Below are 21,690 nucleotides of genomic sequence, written 5' to 3'. Positions count from 1 at the left end.
TCCCAGTGTGGCCGATCACCCTCTCAGGTCGGCTACGCATCGTCGCCTTGGTGAGCCGTTACCTCACCAACTAGCTAATGCGCCGCAGGCCCATCCCCAAGTGACAGATTGCTCCGTCTTTCCAGTTCCCTTCAGGCGAAGAAAACAATTATTCGGTATTAGCTACCGTTTCCGGTAGTTGTCCCAAACTCGAGGGCAGGTTGCCTACGTGTTACTCACCCGTCCGCCGCTAAGTATCAAAGAAGCAAGCTTCCTATCAACTCCGCTCGACTTGCATGTATTAGGCATGCCGCCAGCGTTCGTCCTGAGCCAGGATCAAACTCTCCAATAAAGTATTGAAAAGAGCGATAAGCTCATTTTGAATCTGACGAGATTAAAAATCTCATTTGTGCTCCAGTCGATCCAAGCCAAGGCTTGTTTCAAACTTTCGCGTTCATTCTGCAAGCAGAATGTTTACTCACTCGTTGTTCAGTTTTCAAAGATCAAACTCGTTTTTTCGTCACCATTTTCTCTCAGCGGCGACTTTTATAATATATCATACTTCGTTTGTTTTGGTCAAGTGTTTTTTTGAAATTATTTTTCGAAGTTCGCAATGAACTCCTTCATTTCATCTAAAGCATCTAACCAAGCAAGCAAAGCAACGAGATATAATGTACCATATAAATATCCTGCGAGTCAACTATCCGAACAAAGAAATTTTCAACCCTAATAATAGCCCCACACCTGGCAATCCCAAAACAGTTACCGTCCCTATCGTTGCAGGGTTCAGCGGGATGTAGGTCCCTGTAATCCAGCCGGAATAATTCACGATATATATCCCTACTGCAGCCAGCACCAGATGAATTCCAAATGACGTGAAAAACGATAACCCTATCCGCTTTCTGAATAAAATAACGATAAGCCCCAGTAACGATATAACCAATACACTTCCCAGTATAATACTCTTCATATGTTTCACCTCCGTGTTTAATGTAAACGTGACTCTACATACTAACCCCTCGCTGTGATGTAACATCATCATTAGCTCTGGCTCGCTTTGCTCTTCTCAAGTGGATCTGGTACTTCCGCTCAGCTGCCTCCAATACATAAATAGCATAATCAATCTCATCCTGTCCCTGTGCATCTTCAAACTGTCTCATAGCCCGTTCCCATTCCTGCTTAGCCATCTGAATATCTGCATAGATCTGATCCGCCTCAAGTTCCTTCAACATTCTGTTGTGTTTCTCTACCGAGTTCCGTGTGTTTCGCCACAAAAACATAATCTCTCCCCCTCCTGATCAGCACAGCATATTCTCATACTTATCAGGGAAAGGACAAACTTAGAACTCGGACATTCATTTTTTCCATAAAAAAAGAGAGCCCTAAGGCTCTCTTTGCATATCGAAACTTATTTAGCATCCGAAGTTTCCAAGGAAGTCCGCTGCGTAATACAAATCGATCACACTAACGCATCTCCCTGCGACCTTCCAACGCTTTGGAAAGGGTCACTTCATCCGCATACTCAAGATCGCCACCTACAGGCAATCCATGCGCAATACGAGTCACACTGATCTCAAACGGACGCACCAACCGGGAGATATACATCGCTGTAGCCTCACCCTCAATGTTGGGGTTCGTTGCCAAGATGATCTCTTTTATACGTTCATCACTTAATCGAACCAGGAGTTCCTTCAAACGAATATCGTCTGGGCCAATTCCCTCCATAGGTGAAATCGCGCCCTGTAACACATGATAGTACCCATCGAATTCCTTGGTGCGCTCCATGGCCACCAGATCTTTCGAATCCTGAACTACACAGATAACAGATACATCCCTGGACTTATCCTGACAGATGCGACATGGGTCCGTATCAGTAATATTACAACATACAGAACAGTAATGAAGATTACGCTTCACACTTACGAGCGCTTTGGCAAAATCGATAACGTCATCTTCCTTCATGTTAAGCACATGAAAAGCTAAACGCGCTGCCGTCTTGGGACCCACACCCGGCAACCGGGTGAAGGCATCAATCAGCTTGGCTATTGGTTCGGGATAATACAATCGATTGTGTCTCCTTTGACAGGATCAATTTTTTAATTAAAATAATCCCGGAATATTCATGCCGCCTGTGAACTTGCCCATATCCTTGTTGGCAATCTCATCGGCTTTGGCCATAGCATCATTAACAGCTGTCATAACGAGATCCTGCAACATTTCAACATCTTCCGGATCTACCGCTTCAGGTTTGATCGTGATAGCAAGCAATTTCTTGTGTCCGTTAACTTCAGCCGTCACTACACCGCCACCAGAAGTACCTTGGACTGTTTTGTCCGCCAGTTCCTCTTGTGCTTTCAGCATTTGCTCCTGCATTTTCTTCACTTGTTTCATCATTTGGTTCATGTTGTTCATAATTGTTCATCTCCTTTGTTATGGTTATCGCGCTATGCGCATTATTCTTTGATCACTACAAGATCCTCACCAAAGAGCTGGATGGCTTCATCAATCCAAGGCTGTTTGTTGCCTGAACCGCCGTCTTCATGCTCAGGTTCAAGCTTAAAGTCCTCCTTTGGCGCTTCAGAAGCTCCCTCCATTGCTCCGGTCCAATCTTTGAGCATCATCGTCACCAATCGTGCCGAACGCCCAAGATGTTCCGACAATACCCGCTCAATGACTTCGCGGTTAGCCTGCTTCTCCGTCGTTTCACGGTGAATATTGTTTTTAAAAGCAACCAACACATTGTCTTCAAGCAATGATACCGGCTCACCATCCACAAACCAGGCGTGAACGGTAACCCGCTCTTCCTTCACTCGTTGCAGGATCTGACTCCATTTTTTGCTGATCTCTGCGAACTCAGGGGCTCCCTTGCGCGCAACATACTGATCCAACTGTGCAGGAAGCTTCGCAGGTGAATTGCCTCTCGATACCGGCGCTCTTGTTGCCGGGCGAGATGGAGCACTCGATGAACCTTCTCCACCAGACAAACCACTTTTCAGTGCACGATCCAACTTCTTCTCCAACTCAGCAAGCTGCTGCTTCAAGCGGTTGATCTCTCCCCCATCAGCAGGTGCTGCATGAGCTGAAGCTCCCACCTGAACAGAAGCCTCACCTTGAGCTGGAATACTACACAGTTTAAGCAATGCAACTTCAAATAATGTCTGTGGTTGTACTGCATATTTCATTTCACTCTGGTACCGATTAAGGGTGTCAATCATGTGGAACAGTTGTTCCTTGGTGAATGACTCCGCCATATCACGGAAAGACTCCGGATTAAGTACCCGGTCCGTCAGTTTATCTGCATCAGGTACCATCTTAATCATAAGCAAATCACGGAAATAATACAGTAAATTCTCCATGCACTTGTCTGCACTCTTTCCTTCATGCATGAAACCTTCAATCATCTGCAAAATATGACCAACATCACCTTTGAGCAGCGAAGCAGCCAGTTTGGCAAATTGCTCTGAAGCAATTCCACCCGTCATGTCCATAACCTGCTGGTACGTTACTCGTCCATCCGTAAATGAAGAGATCTGATCCAGCACACTAAGTGCATCCCTCATTCCACCGTCCGATAAACGGGCAATGTATTGGAGCGCATCCTGGTCAGCTTCCATGCCTTCCTGTTCACAGATCAGTGTAAGTCTTGCTGTCTGCTCTTCTAGGGATACCCGGCGAAAATCAAATCGCTGACAGCGCGATATAATGGTAGCCGGAAGGCGGTGCGGTTCCGTTGTTGCCAAAATAAACATCACATGTGGTGGTGGCTCTTCCAATGTTTTGAGCAAAGCATTGAATGCCTCCGTTGTCAGCATGTGCACTTCATCAATAATATAGACTTTCTGCCGGACTTCGGTTGGCGCATATTTAACCTTTTCCCGAAGATCACGGATTTCTTCAACGCCCCGATTGGATGCAGCATCAATCTCTTGCACATCCATCACAGCGCCAGTCGTAATTCTGCGGCAAGCTTCACACTCGTTACAAGGTTCAGGCGCAGGCCCACGTTCGCAGTTCACAGCTTTGGCCAAAATCTTGGCGGCACTTGTCTTTCCCGTTCCTCTGGGCCCGCTAAATAAGTAGGCATGGGAAGTCCGCTGTTCACGAATCGCGTTCTGCAAGGTCTGAATAATATGCTGTTGCCCCACCATATCTTGAAACGACTGGGGACGCCAAGCCCGGTATAACGCGATATGCTCCATGATGCGTTACCTTCCTTCCACTTCGCATTCGAGTCCTTTGTCGTTCCCCTATTATACTATATTCTAGGGTGAATCCAAACTTTATCTGACTCATTCATGCGTGGTTTATTAAGACATATCAAAAAGACCTCTGCATACATACAACTGCAAAGGTCTCTACATTTAAAAGGTAAGCCGTGCACCTGCTATCGATATTTGCGATCCAAGTGGCACCCCTGAACAATAGCTCGGGCTAGGCAACCCTCCGGCACAAGAGTGATCTCACTTATGGCTGCTTCCTTCCGGACCTGACCAGGTTCATGAGTACTCATTGCGGAGGACCCAACCGTCAACACCACGTTTAGGGACCAAACCTCACATCGGCAAAACCTCTAGCAGGAATTCAACCTCGCTATAGCGGATTGCGAGTTACAGGGCACCGCTACCTCCCCATCTAGCACGGTAAGAAATAGTATAACGTAAGGTTATCCAAATTGCAACCAGAGGAACGTGAATGCGATTATGCTTAACATATAACATATAAAAACCCCTGCCAGATCAGCAGGGGTGTGTTGGATGCAATTAGCAGACAACTCCAAGAATTGTCCAATTAGATTCCGTATTTCTTTTTGAAACGATCAACACGGCCGCCAGCATCGATAAACTTCTGTTTACCTGTGAAGAACGGGTGGCACGCGGAGCAAATCTCTACACGAAGTCCGTCTTTAACCGAACCTGTCTCAAAAGTATTCCCGCAAGCGCAAGATACTTGACCAATCGTGTAATTAGGATGAATTGCTTCTTTCATTACCTTTCACCTCTTTCCGCCCTGAGCCTCAAGCGGACCCAGAGTAAATGGCACAACCCTGAGATTATAACACGACCTTGCGCCTGTTGCAATCCATTATTGTTAAGAGGTAATCAACCGTTTTGGACGTGCCATTCCAGCGGGTGGAACATGGGTATACGATCCAATCACAACACCAGGCAACTCGTCTTCAAAAATCTCAATCATCTGCTTCATGCCCAAGATATCACCTTGAGCAGGAGGAATTAATTCCAGATAGCTCTCTGGATCAATATTGAGATTACGCATCTGAATCAAGCGTAGATCGGTTCTTCTTGCAAACTCAATCATCGCCTCAATCTCTTCTTCACGATCTGTTACGCCTGGGAAGATCAGATAGTTAATGGACGTGTATACACCCTGCTGCGCTGCGTATTTCATCGACTTCTCAACATTGGCTAAGGTATAACCACGTGGTTTATAGTAGGCGTTATAATGGTCATCCAGTGCACTAATTGTACTTACGCGCATCAGATCCAATCCAGCATCTACAATACCTCTAATGTGATCATTCAGACCCGCATTGGTATTGATGTTGATATACCCCATGTCCGTTACGGAACGCACTTCGCGAATCGCTTCAATAATCAGCTTGGCCTGCGTGGAAGGCTCCCCTTCACAACCTTGTCCAAAGCTAATGATGGACTCCGGCGTCTTCAGGTGTTCCAGCATAACCTCCACAATCTCATCCACACGTGGTCGGAAGTTCATACGTGTCTGCGGGGAAACAAAGCCGCTATCATCCGGTTGCTCGGAGATACACCCGAAACAGCCCGCATTGCAAGAATAGGATACCGGCACTCCACCTTCCCAACGATTCAGGAACGTGTTTGATGAAGTTAGACATTCATATCCAAGCGCACAGTTGGATAGATGGGTGTAAAGACGGTTCTCGGGGTATTGCTCCGTCAATCGTTTGACCCCGGAACGCACATCGTCACGATCACAGTTGAGTGGATTCCATTTTTCAGGACTATCCGACTTCGAAGCGGTGACATAGAAACCGCCATCTTTCCAGACTACTGCGGAATAGCCGAATAACGGCAATTTATACTCTTTATCCGTCTTCACATAACCAGGGAGACACAAACGAGTGAATCCCTGTGGAAGCAATGCACCTACAGCCTGTGTGTCTGATGGCATCGGCAGCATCTCACCGGTGTCCGGGTCCATACCAATGGGCCGGGTACTCGGGAGTCCAACCAACGTTGCACCTTCTGGCAGAGGAATCAACTCATCCTCCATAATCTCCACGATCATATCTCCACTGCGGGCAAGCCCGTACAGGGAAGGATGATCAAATACATTACCTTTTTCATCTGCGTATACTAAATACATGATGTTCTCCTCACATCTAATGGGTTAAACCTAACGACGAGTGTATTGTAAAATTCACAGCAACGCTGTAAAAGTATGTTATTGGTCGAACGACACTTAAGTCGATGTACCTGACGTTGCTGTCTGTCTAGGTGAGCGACGAGTTGTTGTTGTACCCGAATTGCTTGTCGGGCTGTTACCAGCCGAATCAAATGCCGCCAAGAACTCTGCATTTGTCTTACTGTTACGAAGTTTTTTCAGGAATCCTTCAACAAAGTCATGGGAATCATTCATGTTTTTACGAATTGCCCAGATTGTATCCAACTCTTCCTTGCTGAGCAACACTTCTTCACGACGTGTACCCGAACGACGAATGTCGATCGCCGGGAATATGCGGCGTTCTGCCAGACGACGGTCCAGATGGAGCTCCATGTTACCTGTACCCTTAAACTCTTCATAAATGACGTCATCCATACGTGATCCGGTATCAATTAATGCCGTTGCCAGGATGGTCAAGCTTCCGCCTTCCTCCACATTCCGGGCAGAACCGAAGAAACGTTTCGGACGATGGAATGCAGCTGGGTCAATACCACCACTAAGCGTACGACCGGATGGTGGAATAACCAGGTTATATGCACGGGCAAGACGTGTAATGCTATCCAGCAGGATAACAACATCTTTTTTGGCCTCAACCAGACGAAGCGCACGCTCAAGCACCAATTCCGCCACCTTGATATGATTCTCAGGCAGTTCATCAAATGTCGAAGCCACAACTTCCCCTTTTACCGAACGCGACATATCCGTTACTTCCTCTGGACGTTCATCAATCAACAGGACAAACAGTTCAATTTCAGGATTGTTAGTTGAGATGCTGTTGGCAATTTCTTTGAGGAGAAGCGTTTTACCCGCTTTGGGAGGTGCTACGATCAATCCGCGCTGTCCCAATCCTACCGGGGCGAGCACATCCATAATGCGTGTGGACAAATGGTTGGGGGATGTTTCGAGAACCAGTTTTTTCTGCGGATACAGTGGGGTTAGTGCCGGGAAGTGAAGTCGCTCTGCAGCCGCCGATGGATTCTCACCATTTACAGCGTTGACTTGCAACAAACCGAAGTATCTCTCGTTTTCCTTAGGCGTTCTACACTTACCAGATACGAGGTCACCTGTTCTTAGGTCAAACTTGCGAATCTGAGAAGCTGAGATGTAGATGTCTTCCGTACTTGGCAAGTAGTTGATAGGTCTTAAGAATCCGTAACCTTCAGGTAAAATCTCGAGTACGCCTTGCATGAACATCAGGCCACTCTGTTCAGCTTGTGCACGTAGTATAGCAAAGATTAATTCTTTCTTTTTTAACGTACCATAGTAAGGTATCTGATATTTTTTGGCCAGTTTGTAGAGGTCCGTTAGTTTCATTTCTTCCAAATCGGAAATTTGTAGATCCATATAATAACCACCTATTCAATTAATAAGTCCGTGTGAAATGGATAGTTTCGCTAGATGTTCCGGCTATAGAGAGTGGCGTCTGCCACAATCCCTTCTGTCCATTGTACGGAATGTAACCGTTATAATGCAAATACTTGTCTTTGAGTGTAAGTTTCCGGGTGGGATGGCCAACATTCGGCAAGATCCGCTATTGAGTGAACGATGCATTGAGGCGATCAATCCGGATAGACCGGCTATGGAGCGCAGTTCAAACAAAACCGGGGGTTGGGGATGAGAAATGATGTTCTTACAGCCATATGAAGTTTATTTCAAAAAAAGACCCTCCGGTAAAGGAAACAGAAACATTTCGTCTTATGCCGGAGAGACTGAGAACTCTATTAAAACAGGTTTACCTAATCATCAAAAAGATATGCAGTTCAGTTAAAATAAACATGTGTAGGACTGAATCATGCATAATGCTTCCTATTAATCAGTTTCCCGCCATACATCTGCACCGAGCAGGCGCAGATTAGTCACCAGATGATCATAACCGCGGTCGATATATTCGACCCCCGTTACTTCAGTCACACCTTCACTGACGGTGAGACCTGCAATCACCAGCGCTGCTCCAGCGCGAAGATCGGATGCTTTTACTTTGGCCGCGTTTAATGCACTGCCTTCAATAATTGCTGACCGTCCTTCTACTCGAATCTTTGCGCCCATCCGCACCAACTCAGGCACATGCTTGAATCGATTACTGTATACAAAGTCGCTCAGGACGCTCACACCGGTTGCCTGTGTCAAAACACTGGTCATGGGTGACTGTAGATCCGTTGGGAAACCAGGATATACAAGTGCCTTCACGTCCACATGGTTATAGCTTGGTTTACCAATGACACGTATACTTTCATCCAATTCCTCAATGCCAACACCCATTTCTAGCAGCTTTGCCGTTAAAGCCTCCAGATGTTTGGGAATCACATTGTCAATCAGAACATCTCCGCGCGTTGCCGCTGCAGCGATCATATACGTACCTGCTTGGATACGGTCCGGAATGATGGAATGACGGCAGCCTTTAAGCTCCGAGACCCCTTCAATACGGATCGTTTCGGTACCTGCACCCTTGATGCTGGCACCCATGGAATTCAGAAGTGTTGCTACATCTATAATCTCAGGCTCTTTAGCCGCGTTTTCGATAATTGTAGAGCCTTTGGCACGAGTAGCCGCCAGCATGATATTAATGGTTGCGCCGACACTGCTTACATCAAGATAGATTTTTGCTCCCCGCAGCTCTTTGGCATGCAAATGAATGGAGCCATGTTCGTTTGTTACGGTTGCGCCAAGCGCTTCAAACCCTTTGATATGTTGATCAATTGGACGAGGCTCAAAATTACAGCCCCCTGGTAAACCTATGGTCGCTTCTTTGAAACGCCCTAGCAATGCACCCATCATATAATACGAAGCACGAAGCTTCTTCACGGGACCATTCGGCATAGGAATGGATTTGATGTCAGAAGGGTCAATCTTCATCTGACTGCCTTCCCAAGTCACATGTGCTCCGAGTTCCTCCAAAATTTCTGCATAAACCGCCACGTCACTCAAAAGCGGCAGGTTGTCCAACACGACTTCTGACTCGGCAAGCAATGCTGCAGGAATAAGCGCAATGGCGCTGTTCTTGGCGCCGCTTATAGTTACAGTTCCCTGTAACGGACGTCCGCCACTAATCATCAATTTTTCCATAAAGCTTAATGTCCCCCTACGTGTTTTGCAGCCGATGAACGGCAATACGTGCTGTTGGCTTCCGATGTAGAAATAAGGTGTGAAAATGGAAAGACACCGGCTAGGCGGTGTTTTTCCATTTCACAGTATGGAACTGGTAAAGATAAATTACGCTTTGTTGTTAGAACCAAACTCGCGGATTTTACCTTTAACGGTTTCTTTAATTGCTTCACGGCCTGGTACGATGAATGTACGTGGATCGTAAGCGTCTGGTTTAGCTGCAAGCACTTCACGAACCACTCTTGCAAAAGCAATTTGGTTCTCTGTGTTTACGTTGATTTTGGACGTACCCAGGGAAATGGCTTTGTCGATGTCGTGTTTAGGAATACCTGTACCACCGTGCAATACGAGTGGAACTTGTACCGCGTCACGAACTTCTTCCATTTCTTTGAAGCCCAGGTTAGGCTCGCCATGGTAAGGACCGTGTACGGAACCAAGAGCTGGTGCCAATGTATCAATACCTGTTTCTTTAACGATACGGATACACTCGTTCAGGTCAGCGTACATGATACCGCCAATAACGTCGTCTTCTTGTCCGCCTACAGTACCTACTTCAGCTTCTACAGAAACGCCTTTAGCGTGTGCATATTCAACAACTTTTTTAGTCATTTCGATGTTCTCATCGATAGAGTGGTGGGAACCGTCGATCATTACGGATGTGAATCCAGCGTCGATCGCTTCTTTACACTTGTCGAAGCTTGAACCGTGGTCCAGGTGAATTGCAACTGGAACAGTGATTTTCATGTCGTGAATGAGTCCTTCTACCATTTTAACTACAGTGTAGAAGCCACCAATGTGACGTGCTGCGCCTTCGGATACACCCAAGATTACTGGGGATTTCTCTTCTTCAGCAGCACCAAGAATCGCTTGAGTCCACTCAAGGTTATTGATGTTGTATTGACCAACTGCATATTTTCCTTCAAGTGCTTTGTTCAACATGTCTGTCATAGATACTAATGGCATGGTTTCAATCCTCCTAGGGGTTTGGGTTGTGTCTATGGTTTTTAGCCGAAATCACATACGGGCTTATTATACCACATCCCATGTCAAATACTAAACAAGCATTTGCAAAAATGCTGTGCTTTGCAGCACAGTTTTCATAGACACCGCTTTATAACTTCCCCATTTCCAATATTCCCCGGATGAAGGAGTGAAATACCTCATTTTCCCACCACGTACCTTCTATGTTCTCCACACGCAAAAAAATCCTGTATCAACAGGATTCAGCTGCATTTATTGGCGGTACCGTTGCGAAGTTGCATATTCACAGCCACTCGCATCTCGTCGATATCAAACGGTTTCGTAAAGTGCATGAGCGCTCCGAGATCCGTGGCTTCCTTAATCATGTCCAGTTCACCATAAGCGGTCATCATGATCACCTTGATACCCGGATCAATTTCTTTAATATGCTTCAGGATTTCCAGACCGTCCATCCCAGGAATCTTCATATCGAGCAATACCAGGTCAGGCTTATCATTATTCACAATCTCCAGAGCAACCTTGCCGTTGGGTGCTTGAAACGTGTTATACCCCTCACTGCTGAACACTTCCATTAACAGGATTCGAATACCATTCTGGTCATCAACAATCAAAACTTTTTTATCTTCCACTCTGTAACCTCCTAGAATTAGGAAAGCATGCACATCTTCGAATCTGGATAACTATCCCATAGTCGTCATGATAAGTATTCTACCTCTTCCATTAAAATCCTGCTACCTTCACAAAATGACAAAAAGCATTTCCACCTGCTTTCTACGCAAAAAAAAAGGATGTTCCGGCATCCGCTATGGTTGCCAGGAACATCCCCAATATCTATTACGTTAACACAAAAAAATTTATTACTTCTGCGCATTCACCAGAGAAGCTTTTACAAAATCACGGAACAATGGTTGCGGACGGTTCGGACGGGAAGTGAATTCCGGATGGAATTGTACCGCCAGGAACCATGGGTGTCCTGGAAGTTCCACGATCTCAACCAGACGTCCATCCGGGGATGTACCCGAGATAACCAGTCCTGCTTTTTCGATCGTTTCACGGTATTCATTGTTGAACTCATACCGGTGACGATGTCTCTCATACACCAGCTCGTCATCATAACAAGCCATCGCCAAAGAACCTTCCTGAAGCTTACAAGGATACAGACCCAGACGCATCGTGCCACCCAGATTCTCGATATCTTTTTGCTCAGGCAACAGATCGATCACAGGGAATTCCGTAGCCGGATTAATTTCGGAACTGTTCGCACCATTCAAGCCAACGATGGAACGTGCATACTCAATAACGGAAACCTGCATACCCAGGCAAATACCGAAGAACGGAATTTGTTTCTCACGAGCATAACGAATTGCCGATACTTTACCTTCAATACCACGATCTCCGAATCCACCAGGAACAAGGATACCGCCAATACCATGTAACAGGTCGCCTACATTCTCATCCGTAATATCTTCAGAAGGAACCCAGCGAATTTTCACATCAGCATTGGATGCAAATCCTGCATGAGACAACGACTCAACAACACTCAGGTATGCATCATGCAACGCTACATATTTACCAACAATAGCGATCTCAACTGTATGCTCCAACTTGTTGATCCGGTCAACCAGCCCTTCCCACTCGCTCATATCCGGTGCAGGAGTAGTTAGTTTCAGGTGATTTACCACGATCTCATCCAAGCCTTCTTCACGCAGGTTCAAAGGTACTTGATACAACGTGTCTGCATCACGACATTCAACCACGGCATTCTCATCAATGTCGCAGAAGAGAGCGATCTTGGCTTTCATGTCTTTAGACAATTCATACTCCGTACGGCATACAATCACATTCGGTTGAATACCGATGCTGCGTAATTCCTTAACACTATGTTGCGTTGGTTTTGTTTTCACTTCACCAGCTGCTTTGATATAAGGAATAAGTGTTACGTGGATGTACATCACATTGTCGCGACCTACATCACTCTTGATCTGACGGATAGCTTCCAGGAATGGCAGACTCTCAATGTCGCCCACTGTTCCACCAATTTCCGTAATAACCACATCCGAACCCGCTTCACGTCCAGCGCGGAATACACGCTCTTTGATCTCGTTCGTAATGTGTGGAATAACTTGTACCGTTCCGCCCAGATATTCCCCGCGCCGCTCTTTGCTGATGACGGAAGAGTATACTTTACCAGTCGTGACGTTGCTGTTTTTGGAGAGATTAATATCAATAAAACGTTCATAGTGGCCAAGGTCCAGATCCGTTTCCGCGCCATCATCCGTTACAAAAACCTCGCCGTGCTGATAAGGACTCATTGTTCCCGGGTCGATGTTAATATATGGATCAAATTTCTGGATCGTTACCTTAAGCCCTCTGTTTTTCAGCAATCTGCCCAGAGAAGCAGCCGTAATCCCTTTGCCCAGGGAGGACACAACTCCGCCCGTCACGAAAATATACTTTGTCACTGTTATTACCCTCCTAATATAAGTACAGAAATTCAGGCGATATATGGTGTTATCGTAACCTGTTTCCCAGGTAATCATCGTTAAAAAGAGCAATGGCAGAAATTCCCTGCATCTGCGAACTGCTCTTTCTGCGAAGACGGTTTAAATACACGTTGTTCTACAGCAAAAAATGGTGCAAATATTCCGATGGCCTTCATTCCATTTGGTGTTTTTGATATACAAAAACGGGCCACGAAATGTTGGCCGGGAGCATACGGAAAAAAATCATTTTGCAAAATTATGCCTCTAAAAATACAAAAAAAAGTACTCCCGCAGGACGGGGCACCTTCTATAAAAAACATAAATATATTGTCGCTCATTCATAAGCCCATGCAATAGTTTACCCGTTACCCCGTCTGCTGTCAAGGCTGACTATTCCGGGGAAACGGGTAAATTATAGACGTCAAAAATGACTACCGATTATCAGAATCGTCGTCAAATTCATCCTCGTTTTCGGACTCTTCTTCGTCTTCTTCGAGGTCTTCATCTTCCAGATCGTCATCTTCAACCAGCACTTCTTCTTCGCTGTCTTCTTCGTCAAAGATGTCGTCTTCTTCTTCCTCTTCTTCGTCTTCTTCTTCGTCTTTATCCGTGCTGTCGAAGCCTTCATCGCTGCTATAGCTGTCTTCTTCTTCACCGAAGTCTTCATCTTCCAGATCATCGTCTTCATCGTTGATGATACGCGGACGCTTCGCACCCGTCATGGAATCTTCTGTTCCAGCTACCGGATACCAGCGCTTTAAGCCCCACAGACTTGTACCGACGCAAGCAAAACGGCCATCGATATTAATCTCGGTATATAGCTGGGCGATAAACTCGTTGATTTCTTCATCAGTCATTCCGCGCTGCTTCGCTACCTCATTCATTAAGTCACGATAGTAATACGGCGTATTAGCCGCTTTCAGCACCATAAAGGCAAGGTCCACCAAAGGGATCTCTTTTACCTTTTCTTTATCAATTTTCAAATTGAGCGAGGTACTCACTGCAGACACTTCCTCTCACACAAAATTCACTTTTTAACCCCTACGAACTGGACTGTTACGTATAACATATCCATTAACAAACCTAAGTAAAACCTATTTAGCGTTAAAAAGCAAGTTTTTATGTACGGATGTGACGCAAATGCGGAGAGCAGCAACAATATGTCCACATATTAAACGTGAAGTGACATCAAACCCACAGGAATATCCTCTTTGCCAAAGAGACAACTCCATAATAAAAAAGACGGAGTCCCCTCCGCCTTCTGACTGTATACCCTTGGAGGATTACTCCTCACCAGGTTCCCCGCAAGAGCCCTCTAGCTCTCCATCCATCATATGTCCCTGCGCCCGTTTTGACACGAAGAGAATGTGTTTTTGTAAAAAAAGGGCAAGTTCCCCATGCGGCGGGATGAGCGCATTCATAGAATACCTCAGCATGTTCATCCCGAAGGGGGCTGCCCATTATGGACTATACTGGTTTATTGCATCAATTGATTGACGGAATGCGACGCCCTGAACCAGAACAGGGAGGGCGATATTTGATCCGATTTGCCAAACCGCAGCAGTACGAGGCCTGTCTCGTAGAATTGTCCCGAATGCGGAATGAATTCACCGATCTTGGGGCTGTCCGTTCCTCGCGACTGGCTCGTTCCATTATCGCTCCAGTCCAACGCCCGGAGGACCTATACCGCTATGGGGATGAAATTACGATTGAAGAAGACGTTCCCATCTCCCTTCATGCCACTGCACTCCACAGCAAACCAAGCAATGCTCAAGGCATACCCTGGGGAGTGAAGCAGATTCGGGCGCCCAAAGTATGGTCTGTGTCTACCGGACACCGGATTAAAATCGGTGTGATTGATACAGGTGCTGATTATCATCATCCTGATCTTCGTTATTCACTGGCACGCGGAATCAATCTGTTAAACCTCAGCCTGCTTCCTCATGATGATAACGGACACGGCACCCACATTGCAGGCACTATCGCTGCTGCCAACAGTACCGCAGGCATGATTGGTGTAGCTCCACGTTCCCTGATCTATCCGGTGAAAGCATTTGACCACAACGGATCGGCTTATGTATCCGACATTGTACTTGGCATCGACTGGTGTGTACGCAACAAGGTCGATATCATCAATATGAGCTTTGGCATGAAAACACGTAGCAAGGCGCTTCTTGACGTTGTCAACCGTGCGTACCATGCCGGAATCGTTATTGTTGCTTCGTCAGGAAATGACGGCAAACGCCGCAGTATTGATTACCCTGCACGGTATCCCCAGACCATATCTGTTGGGGCAACCGACAAAAACAGACGTATTGCGTCCTTCAGCAATCGTGGCGCATATGTGGATGTCTATGCACCCGGTGATAAAATTGTCTCCTCCTGGGTACAAGGAAAGCATCACGAGATGAGCGGCACATCCATGGCGACGTCCCATGTGAGTGGCGCTATCGCCTTGCTACTCTCCAAACATCCGGGGTTATCCCCTAGTGAAATCAAGACACTCGTCAAACGTGCTACGATCCCTTTGCGTGCTCGCAAGACTACCACAGCAAAGAGCAAGGTGCGTGGTGGTGAGATTGATGCCCTGAAGCTAATGCAGGAGGGCGGGGAGTGAGCCAGCTCTGTCAGCCGTCAGCCGAACTTGATTGAGGCTTCGTGGCGAAACGCAGTAGCCCGGACCAGGCAGTACGCACGAGGGAGTATTACGTAGCGGCTGAAACTCTAGGTTACGCCCACTGTGATGTCAGAGCAGGCTAGTGTGCCTTGGATGGGTCAGGCATTTCGTTTTCTTCAACTCCGGGTACACAATAAAAAAAGTCTCCATGTACCACGTTGCAGTTGCAACGTGGACTTGGAGACTTTTTTGTTAGGCAGAGCGGCGGATGTGCCGCTAGCCTGGAATTTACATTTTGTCAGGAGCGGTTACGCCTACCAGACGAAGCGCTGTTGCGATAACGGTACGTACAGCACCGATCAGTGCCAGACGTGCTTGAGTTTGCTGCGTGTCTTCCGTAATGACACGTTCTGCACGATAGTAGCTGTGGAACAGGGATGCCAACTCGTATACATAACGGATGATACGATGAGGCGCATATCCTGTTGCTGCTGCCGAGATTTCCTCAGGCAACTCTCCCATTTTGCGGAGAAGGTCATACTCGTGCTCTGTTGTCAGCTTGGACAGGTCAATCTGTGCCAGTGGCAACAGTTCAATACCTTGTTCTTCAGCCTGACGGTATACGCTACATACACGGGCATGCGCGTATTGTACGTAGAATACCGGATTCTCATTGGATGTCGAAATCGCAAGGTCCATGTCAAAGTCCAGATGGGAGTCCATGCTGCGCATTGTGAAGAAGTAACGGATGGCATCAATGCCGACTTCATCCATCAGATCTTCCATCGTTACAGCTTTACCTGTACGCTTGGACATCTTCACTTTTTCACCGTTCTGGAACAAGCTCACCATCTGTGCAATCAAGACTATTAGTTTCTCAGGGTCATTACCCAGTGCTTGCATCGCGGCTTTCATCCGTGGAATATATCCATGGTGATCGGCACCCCAGATGTTGATCATCGTGTCGTATCCACGAGCATATTTGTCGCGGTGATAAGCAATATCTGGCGTCAGGTAAGTATACGTGCCATCGTTCTTGATCAATACACGTTCTTTGTCGTCACCGTACTGCATCGTTTTCAACCAAGTTGCTCCATCTTGCTCATAGATCTCATTACGGTCACGCAATTCATCAAGCACTCGCAGCACTTCTCCGTTATCGTACAGGGAAGTTTCGCTGAACCAGATGTCAAAGTTAACACGGAAGCGATTCAAGTCACGTTTGATCTTGTCCAGTTCCTTCTCCAGACCAAAGTCACGGAAATAAGCCGCACGGTCACCCGGATGCATGGACAGCAATTCGTCACCCTTTTCAGCAACAAGCTGCTTGGCGAATCCTTTAATATCTTCACCGTGATAACCGTCTTCAGGCATCTCAGCATCCTGACCCAGCTCTTGCAGATAACGAGCTTCAATGGAACGAGCCAGATTAAACACCTGATTACCTGCGTCATTAATGTAGTATTCACGGGTTACATCATATCCTGCGTAGTCAAGGATGTTACATAGTGCATCACCTACAGCTGCTCCACGGGCATGACCCAGATGCAGGCTGCCTGTCGGGTTGGCACTGACAAACTCCATCTCGACTTTGCGTCCTTCTCCGATGTTAATTCTTCCGTAATCTTTACCCTGCTCCTGCACAAGCGCAAGTACTGGATAAAGGTAACTCTTGTCCAATTTGAAGTTAATGAATCCTGGGCCCGCAATCTCAGCCTTCTCGATTCCTGCTTCAGCCAGATTCAGATTGGCAATGATCTCTTCAGCAATCTGACGAGGATTGCGCTTGGCAATCTTGGTCAGCTGCATGGCAGCATTGGTCGCCAAGTCTCCATGTGTCTTCTCACGCGGCACTTCCAATGTGATGGCTGGCAATTCGTCCTGCGTAACAATTCCGGCCGTCACAATGGCGTTGCCGATGGCCGTACTTACCCGTTCGTTAATCGTATCTAGTGGATTACGTGTCATGAAATTGGTTCCTCCTGTATATGCAAACTAATCGCGAAATGTCCAGATTCTTCATCAAAGCGGTAAAAGTCGTAGCTCCACGCTGCGCGTGCGCTCAATCCCTGAATGGAAAGTTCCAGCTTCTGTGTATGCGTGGACAGGGCAAACGACATGTATGGTGATCGGTAGAAACCAGGAAGCTTCCGATTCAACTCAAAAGTCTGCTCCGATTCCACCTCACCATGACGTATAATCTTGATGGATTGTCCGCCCAGCTTCAATGTTGTACGGGTTGTACCTCCCTCAGGTCCAACCTGCGGTTCTTCATAACGAACATAAAGAACAGACCCTTTTAACACGGCTTCACCCTGCATTTCCTGCAGCACATCTTCACCTTCATAACGGCTGTGCAGCCGGATGTGTACCGGTCGCATGTTCGACATGAATGTTAACCTCCATTATATTCGAGGCGACGCAAAATCAGGCACGGCTGGTGAGAACAGCCCTTCCCGTATTGTTGTGTCGCTATACGCGCTCATATTCCCGGATAGCTCGCTATCCTACACTCTACTGTATAACTATATCCAGTTCCCTCGCTCAATTCAAATCCAAATTCAGAGTTTTTTCCTCATCAAGCCAAAAAAGAAGAGCCGCACCGGTAAAGTGCAACTCCCTTTTGCTTCATTATAATAAGATTCGTTCCTCCGATCAGGCCCATTGGGATTCATAAGGAAAAGGACATGTCGACTCACTCAGCTTCGCTCGCACCTGTACGAGACAACCACAATGCCGACAAGTTGTGCCATATTGCAATCCCGGACAAGCAGAGCAGATGGATAGCCGACGTTCATATTCCTCATCCTGTACCGTCGGACGCGAACGTGAGGCAATCTCCACAAGTCTGGCCATTTTGGCATCGCTAATCTTCACATCGTACTGATCATTACAGCCTTTGCAAGGTTCCTGCCTTTTCATGCATTAACCCTCGACAGCGAGCACCCCAACCGATGCTGGTGGAAGGACAAAACGCAGTGTGTTATTCTCCAGTGTGATTCCATCCCACGCCACAGGCTGAACATGATTCGGCTGTTCAAAGGTATTAAATGCACCAAAATCAGTATGGTGCAGAATCTGCCCGTTTACTTTAGCCGCTTGAGCTGCGTCCAGCTGACACACAACTTCCAACTCATCCGTGTGACTCAGATTACAAGCTGTCACATGAATGACCCCATCCTTGTTGCGGGAAGCTGATAAGCTGAGTTGCGGAATGGTCTCTTCTCCGAATGTGTATCCTGGGCTTTCATAATTCAAATCCAGTCGCTGTGCATCCATATGGACCTGATACATATCAAATACATGGTACGTAGGGGTCAGGAGCATTTTGTCCCCTTCCGTGAGCACAAGCGATTGAAGCACATTGACGATCTGCGCAAGATTTGCCATGTGTACCCGTTTATTATGTTGGTTGAAAATATTCAGGTTAACACCTGCAAGCACAGCGTCCCGCATCGTATTCTGTTGATACAGGAACCCTGGATTAGTTCCCGGCTCAACGTTATACCACGTGCCCCATTCATCCACAATAATGCCGACTCTGCCCTCTGGATCATATTTGTCCATAATCTCGGAGTGCTTCACCAGTAATTCATCCATATGGAGCGTCTTTTTCAAGGTGGTGAACCATTCAGCCTCACCAAATCCTGTAGCTGCGCCTTTATCGTTCCACTCTCCTGTAGGGATGGTGTAATAATGAAGACTGATTCCATCCATAAAGCGAGCAGCTTCCCGCATCAGGACTTCCATCCATTCATAGTTACCTTCGTTCGGTCCACAAGCGATTTTATAAATCTCGTTCCCGGAATAGTTACGTACATATGTAGCATACCGGCGATATTCATCCGCATAATATTCAGGACGCATATTGCCGCCGCATCCCCAGTTCTCATTTCCCACGCCAAAATACTTCATTTTCCACGGTTCTTCCCTACCATTACTCTTACGCCAGTTCGCCATCGGGGATTCGCCGTCAAATGTGATGTACTCCACCCATTCCTGCATCTCCTGCACTGTACCGCTACCCAGATTGCCACTAATATATGGCTCCGTGCCGAGCAACTCACATAATCTCAAGAATTCATGTGTACCAAAGTGATTGTTCTCTTCCACACCGCCCCAGTGTGTATTGATCATACGAGCACGCTCACTCTTCGGACCTACACCATCTTTCCAGTGATATTCATCGGCAAAACAACCGCCTGGCCAGCGAAGTACTGGAATATTAAGCTTCTGCAAGGCCGTCAATACATCATTTCGAATCCCATCCGTATTCGGAATAGGTGAATCTTCTCCTACCCACAGCCCCTCATAAATACAACGTCCCAAGTGTTCGGAAAAGTGACCATATATATTGCGATTTATTAATCCTTTATCAGAATCCGCCTTTAAAATAACATCAACCATGATTTCAACCTCCATATAATGTATTGTTATCGCTTACAATAACTCGTTTTAGAGTAGGTTTCAACCGTTTTTATTTCTACACAAACAAGCCTCTTCCTGTGTAATTGATTAGGAAGAGGCTTGTTTGTTATAGAAATTCATACAGAGACTTACCAAATTGATTTTTATACATTTCTAATTTGGATTTGCCCGTTTATTATTTCAGAATAACAGGCTACTTAATCCTGCTCTGAAGGCAACAACATTTTTTGTGTCCACGTCGTTCCACCATCTATAGTCTGATAGATCGCAGGAGAGTTATCACTTGTGACTACGAGCCAACCCGTCTTGGCCGATGAGAACGAGATACGGGAACTGTATCCCGGATCTTTCAGGTCAATATTTTTCCACGTGGAACCTGTATCATAAGAACGTCCAATACCCACTTTGCCAGCTGCGGGTGAACCTGCAGACAGATACGCCGTCTGATTACCAATCAACGCCATGTTGCCGGGATGACCACCCGGGTTGGCTGGTCCGTTTCCTTTGCCCGTACTGTTTGTACCCGGTGCAGGACCTCCCCCTGCTGTGGATTGCGCAAATACTTGGGTCCAGTTCTTGCCTTGATTACCGCTCGCATAGAGGGAGTACGATTGTTGGGACATGCCTGCATCACCATACAGAAGGGCCCAGACTTGCTGGCCATGTGCATACAGATCCGCTCCGCTCCATGTGTCTGAGACAACTCGAAGAGAGGTTGTCCAGTTCTTGCCGCCATCACTCGTTTGCTTCAGATGATATCCCGATCCAGGTACAACCACGACGGCATACCCTTGTTTCTCTGTTGCAAAGGCAGCTGCACGCGTGTTGGCAGGTGTATTCAATTTACTCCAGGTTACCCCGCCATCCTTCGTCTGATATGCACCATTATAGGTGTAACCATAACCTACATCTTTATTGCGAAAATCGATTCGCTTGAATTGAATGCCCGGCGTATCGAGCCGCGTCCAGTGCGATCCCCCATCATGGGTACGGATCAGATAGGTTGCAGGTGAATCCTTCACTCGCGCCAACGCATATCCGTTCACATTATTCGGAAAATCAAGCTGAGTGAATTGCCACTGCCCGGTATATATGGACTGCCACGTACATCCTGCATTCGAGGTACCGATCAGGAAGCCTTCACCCCCAGCTCGTCCAGTCATATCATTAAGAAAATCAATGTCAGTAAATTGCAGGTGTTGCTCTTCCACACCGCTGCCCTTTTTTAATGTAGCAGATAGTCCATGATCTCCCTTTCCACATGCCTGTGAGGATGCAGCGTTAGCACCTGATAGCGTATGTACCGGACCCATCCCCCAAGCCAGCGTTAACGATAATGCGAGTGCACCAATCCGTTTCCATGTCATTGTACTCTTGGTTGTCATCGTAACACCTCCTTCTATGGTTTTACCCAAATATGATGGTTCTAACGTAACAATCTGATTAACCCTGATGACAATTTTGCAAGAAAAAAACCACCTTTACCCATGATTGGATCATGTAGGCAAGGGTGGTTCATCACCAAACATTGTGTACTCTAAATTAAATGGGATACGTCACCACAGCAAGGATAACAAAACTGATACTTAATAAAAGGCATAAACTAAAATATATTTTGTTGTATTTATATTCCCGAATACTATATGCAGCAAAAAGCAT

Annotated in this window: 20 protein-coding genes, 1 rRNA gene and 1 other RNA gene; 1 reads left to right on the top strand and 21 read right to left on the bottom strand. The window is 46.6% G+C overall.

The window, feature by feature from the left end:
• From CXK86_RS31370 to rpoE, 16 genes are all read right to left on the bottom strand, one after another.
• Positions 1-331, bottom strand: a 16S ribosomal RNA gene (locus CXK86_RS31370); the annotation flags it as partial.
• A 348-nt stretch (positions 332-679) separates the two neighbouring features.
• Complete coding sequence (locus CXK86_RS31365; RefSeq protein ID WP_036607241.1) at positions 680-949, bottom strand: pro-sigmaK processing inhibitor BofA family protein; 270 nt, start codon at positions 947-949, stop codon at positions 680-682.
• A 34-nt stretch (positions 950-983) separates the two neighbouring features.
• A complete protein-coding gene (locus CXK86_RS31360) occupies positions 984-1,211 on the bottom strand; it encodes a DUF2508 family protein (protein WP_051447031.1) in 228 nt (75 codons plus the stop codon).
• Between the two features lie 232 nt (positions 1,212-1,443).
• The gene (gene recR / locus CXK86_RS31355; protein ID WP_036607246.1) at positions 1,444-2,043 is read right to left on the bottom strand and encodes a recombination mediator RecR; all 600 of its coding nucleotides are present in this window, start codon (positions 2,041-2,043) and stop codon (positions 1,444-1,446) included.
• A gap of 36 nt (positions 2,044-2,079) precedes the next feature.
• Positions 2,080-2,391: a YbaB/EbfC family nucleoid-associated protein gene (locus CXK86_RS31350; RefSeq protein WP_036607248.1), complete on the bottom strand. Its 312-nt coding sequence runs from the start codon at positions 2,389-2,391 to the stop codon at positions 2,080-2,082.
• 41 nt (positions 2,392-2,432) lie between these two features.
• The gene (gene dnaX / locus CXK86_RS31345; protein ID WP_036607251.1) at positions 2,433-4,178 is read right to left on the bottom strand and encodes a DNA polymerase III subunit gamma/tau; all 1,746 of its coding nucleotides are present in this window, start codon (positions 4,176-4,178) and stop codon (positions 2,433-2,435) included.
• A 174-nt stretch (positions 4,179-4,352) separates the two neighbouring features.
• An RNA gene (ffs, locus tag CXK86_RS31340) (signal recognition particle sRNA large type) lies at positions 4,353-4,620 on the bottom strand.
• Positions 4,621-4,767: 147 nt separating this feature from the next.
• Positions 4,768-4,965, bottom strand: a complete 198-nt coding sequence (gene rpmE / locus CXK86_RS31335; protein ID WP_036607255.1) for a 50S ribosomal protein L31 — start codon at positions 4,963-4,965, stop codon at positions 4,768-4,770.
• 102 nt (positions 4,966-5,067) lie between these two features.
• Entirely contained in the window at positions 5,068-6,342 is a 1,275-nt protein-coding gene (locus CXK86_RS31330; RefSeq protein ID WP_036607256.1) for a radical SAM family protein, read from the bottom strand.
• A 96-nt stretch (positions 6,343-6,438) separates the two neighbouring features.
• On the bottom strand, positions 6,439-7,764 hold the full coding sequence (gene rho, locus CXK86_RS31325; RefSeq protein ID WP_036607258.1) for a transcription termination factor Rho: 1,326 nt from the start codon (positions 7,762-7,764) through the stop codon (positions 6,439-6,441).
• 465 nt (positions 7,765-8,229) lie between these two features.
• Entirely contained in the window at positions 8,230-9,483 is a 1,254-nt protein-coding gene (locus tag CXK86_RS31320) for a UDP-N-acetylglucosamine 1-carboxyvinyltransferase (protein ID WP_036607261.1), read from the bottom strand.
• Positions 9,484-9,630: 147 nt separating this feature from the next.
• Positions 9,631-10,485, bottom strand: a complete 855-nt coding sequence (gene fba / locus CXK86_RS31315) for a class II fructose-1,6-bisphosphate aldolase (RefSeq protein WP_036607263.1) — start codon at positions 10,483-10,485, stop codon at positions 9,631-9,633.
• 260 nt (positions 10,486-10,745) lie between these two features.
• Positions 10,746-11,132: a response regulator gene (locus CXK86_RS31310; RefSeq protein WP_017691292.1), complete on the bottom strand. Its 387-nt coding sequence runs from the start codon at positions 11,130-11,132 to the stop codon at positions 10,746-10,748.
• 228 nt (positions 11,133-11,360) lie between these two features.
• Positions 11,361-12,965 (bottom strand): CTP synthase, encoded by a 1,605-nt coding sequence (locus CXK86_RS31305; RefSeq protein ID WP_036607266.1) that lies wholly within the window; start codon positions 12,963-12,965, stop codon positions 11,361-11,363.
• Between the two features lie 80 nt (positions 12,966-13,045).
• Positions 13,046-13,324, bottom strand: coding sequence for a hypothetical protein (locus CXK86_RS32385; RefSeq protein ID WP_165789966.1), 279 nt, complete (start codon positions 13,322-13,324; stop codon positions 13,046-13,048).
• 93 nt (positions 13,325-13,417) lie between these two features.
• Positions 13,418-13,987, bottom strand: coding sequence for a DNA-directed RNA polymerase subunit delta (gene rpoE / locus CXK86_RS31295; RefSeq protein ID WP_047841137.1), 570 nt, complete (start codon positions 13,985-13,987; stop codon positions 13,418-13,420).
• Between the two features lie 461 nt (positions 13,988-14,448).
• Between rpoE and CXK86_RS31290 the strand changes: the two genes are divergently transcribed.
• Entirely contained in the window at positions 14,449-15,603 is a 1,155-nt protein-coding gene (locus tag CXK86_RS31290) for a S8 family peptidase (RefSeq protein ID WP_101315116.1), read from the top strand.
• A 288-nt stretch (positions 15,604-15,891) separates the two neighbouring features.
• Here the strand turns inward: CXK86_RS31290 and argS are convergent, their stop codons facing one another.
• The 5 genes from argS to CXK86_RS31265 form a co-directional block, all read right to left on the bottom strand.
• Positions 15,892-17,571, bottom strand: coding sequence for an arginine--tRNA ligase (argS, locus tag CXK86_RS31285; RefSeq protein ID WP_101315115.1), 1,680 nt, complete (start codon positions 17,569-17,571; stop codon positions 15,892-15,894).
• Positions 17,568-17,993, bottom strand: coding sequence for a YwiB family protein (locus CXK86_RS31280; protein WP_017691299.1), 426 nt, complete (start codon positions 17,991-17,993; stop codon positions 17,568-17,570). Before CXK86_RS31280 ends, argS begins: the two co-directional genes overlap by 4 nt.
• Positions 17,994-18,258: 265 nt before the next feature.
• Positions 18,259-18,525, bottom strand: a complete 267-nt coding sequence (locus tag CXK86_RS31275) for a DUF6171 family protein (protein ID WP_036667692.1) — start codon at positions 18,523-18,525, stop codon at positions 18,259-18,261.
• Positions 18,526-18,528: 3 nt separating this feature from the next.
• Positions 18,529-20,010: an alpha-N-arabinofuranosidase gene (locus CXK86_RS31270; RefSeq protein WP_101315114.1), complete on the bottom strand. Its 1,482-nt coding sequence runs from the start codon at positions 20,008-20,010 to the stop codon at positions 18,529-18,531.
• A 218-nt stretch (positions 20,011-20,228) separates the two neighbouring features.
• Entirely contained in the window at positions 20,229-21,416 is a 1,188-nt protein-coding gene (locus tag CXK86_RS31265) for a WD40/YVTN/BNR-like repeat-containing protein (protein ID WP_101315113.1), read from the bottom strand.
• Between the last annotated feature and the right edge of the window lie 274 nt (positions 21,417-21,690).

The sequence above is a fragment of the Paenibacillus sp. BGI2013 genome (assembly GCF_002843485.1).
GTDB lineage: Bacteria > Bacillota > Bacilli > Paenibacillales > Paenibacillaceae > Paenibacillus > Paenibacillus amylolyticus.
This window is presented reverse-complemented; position numbering and strand designations above follow the sequence as displayed.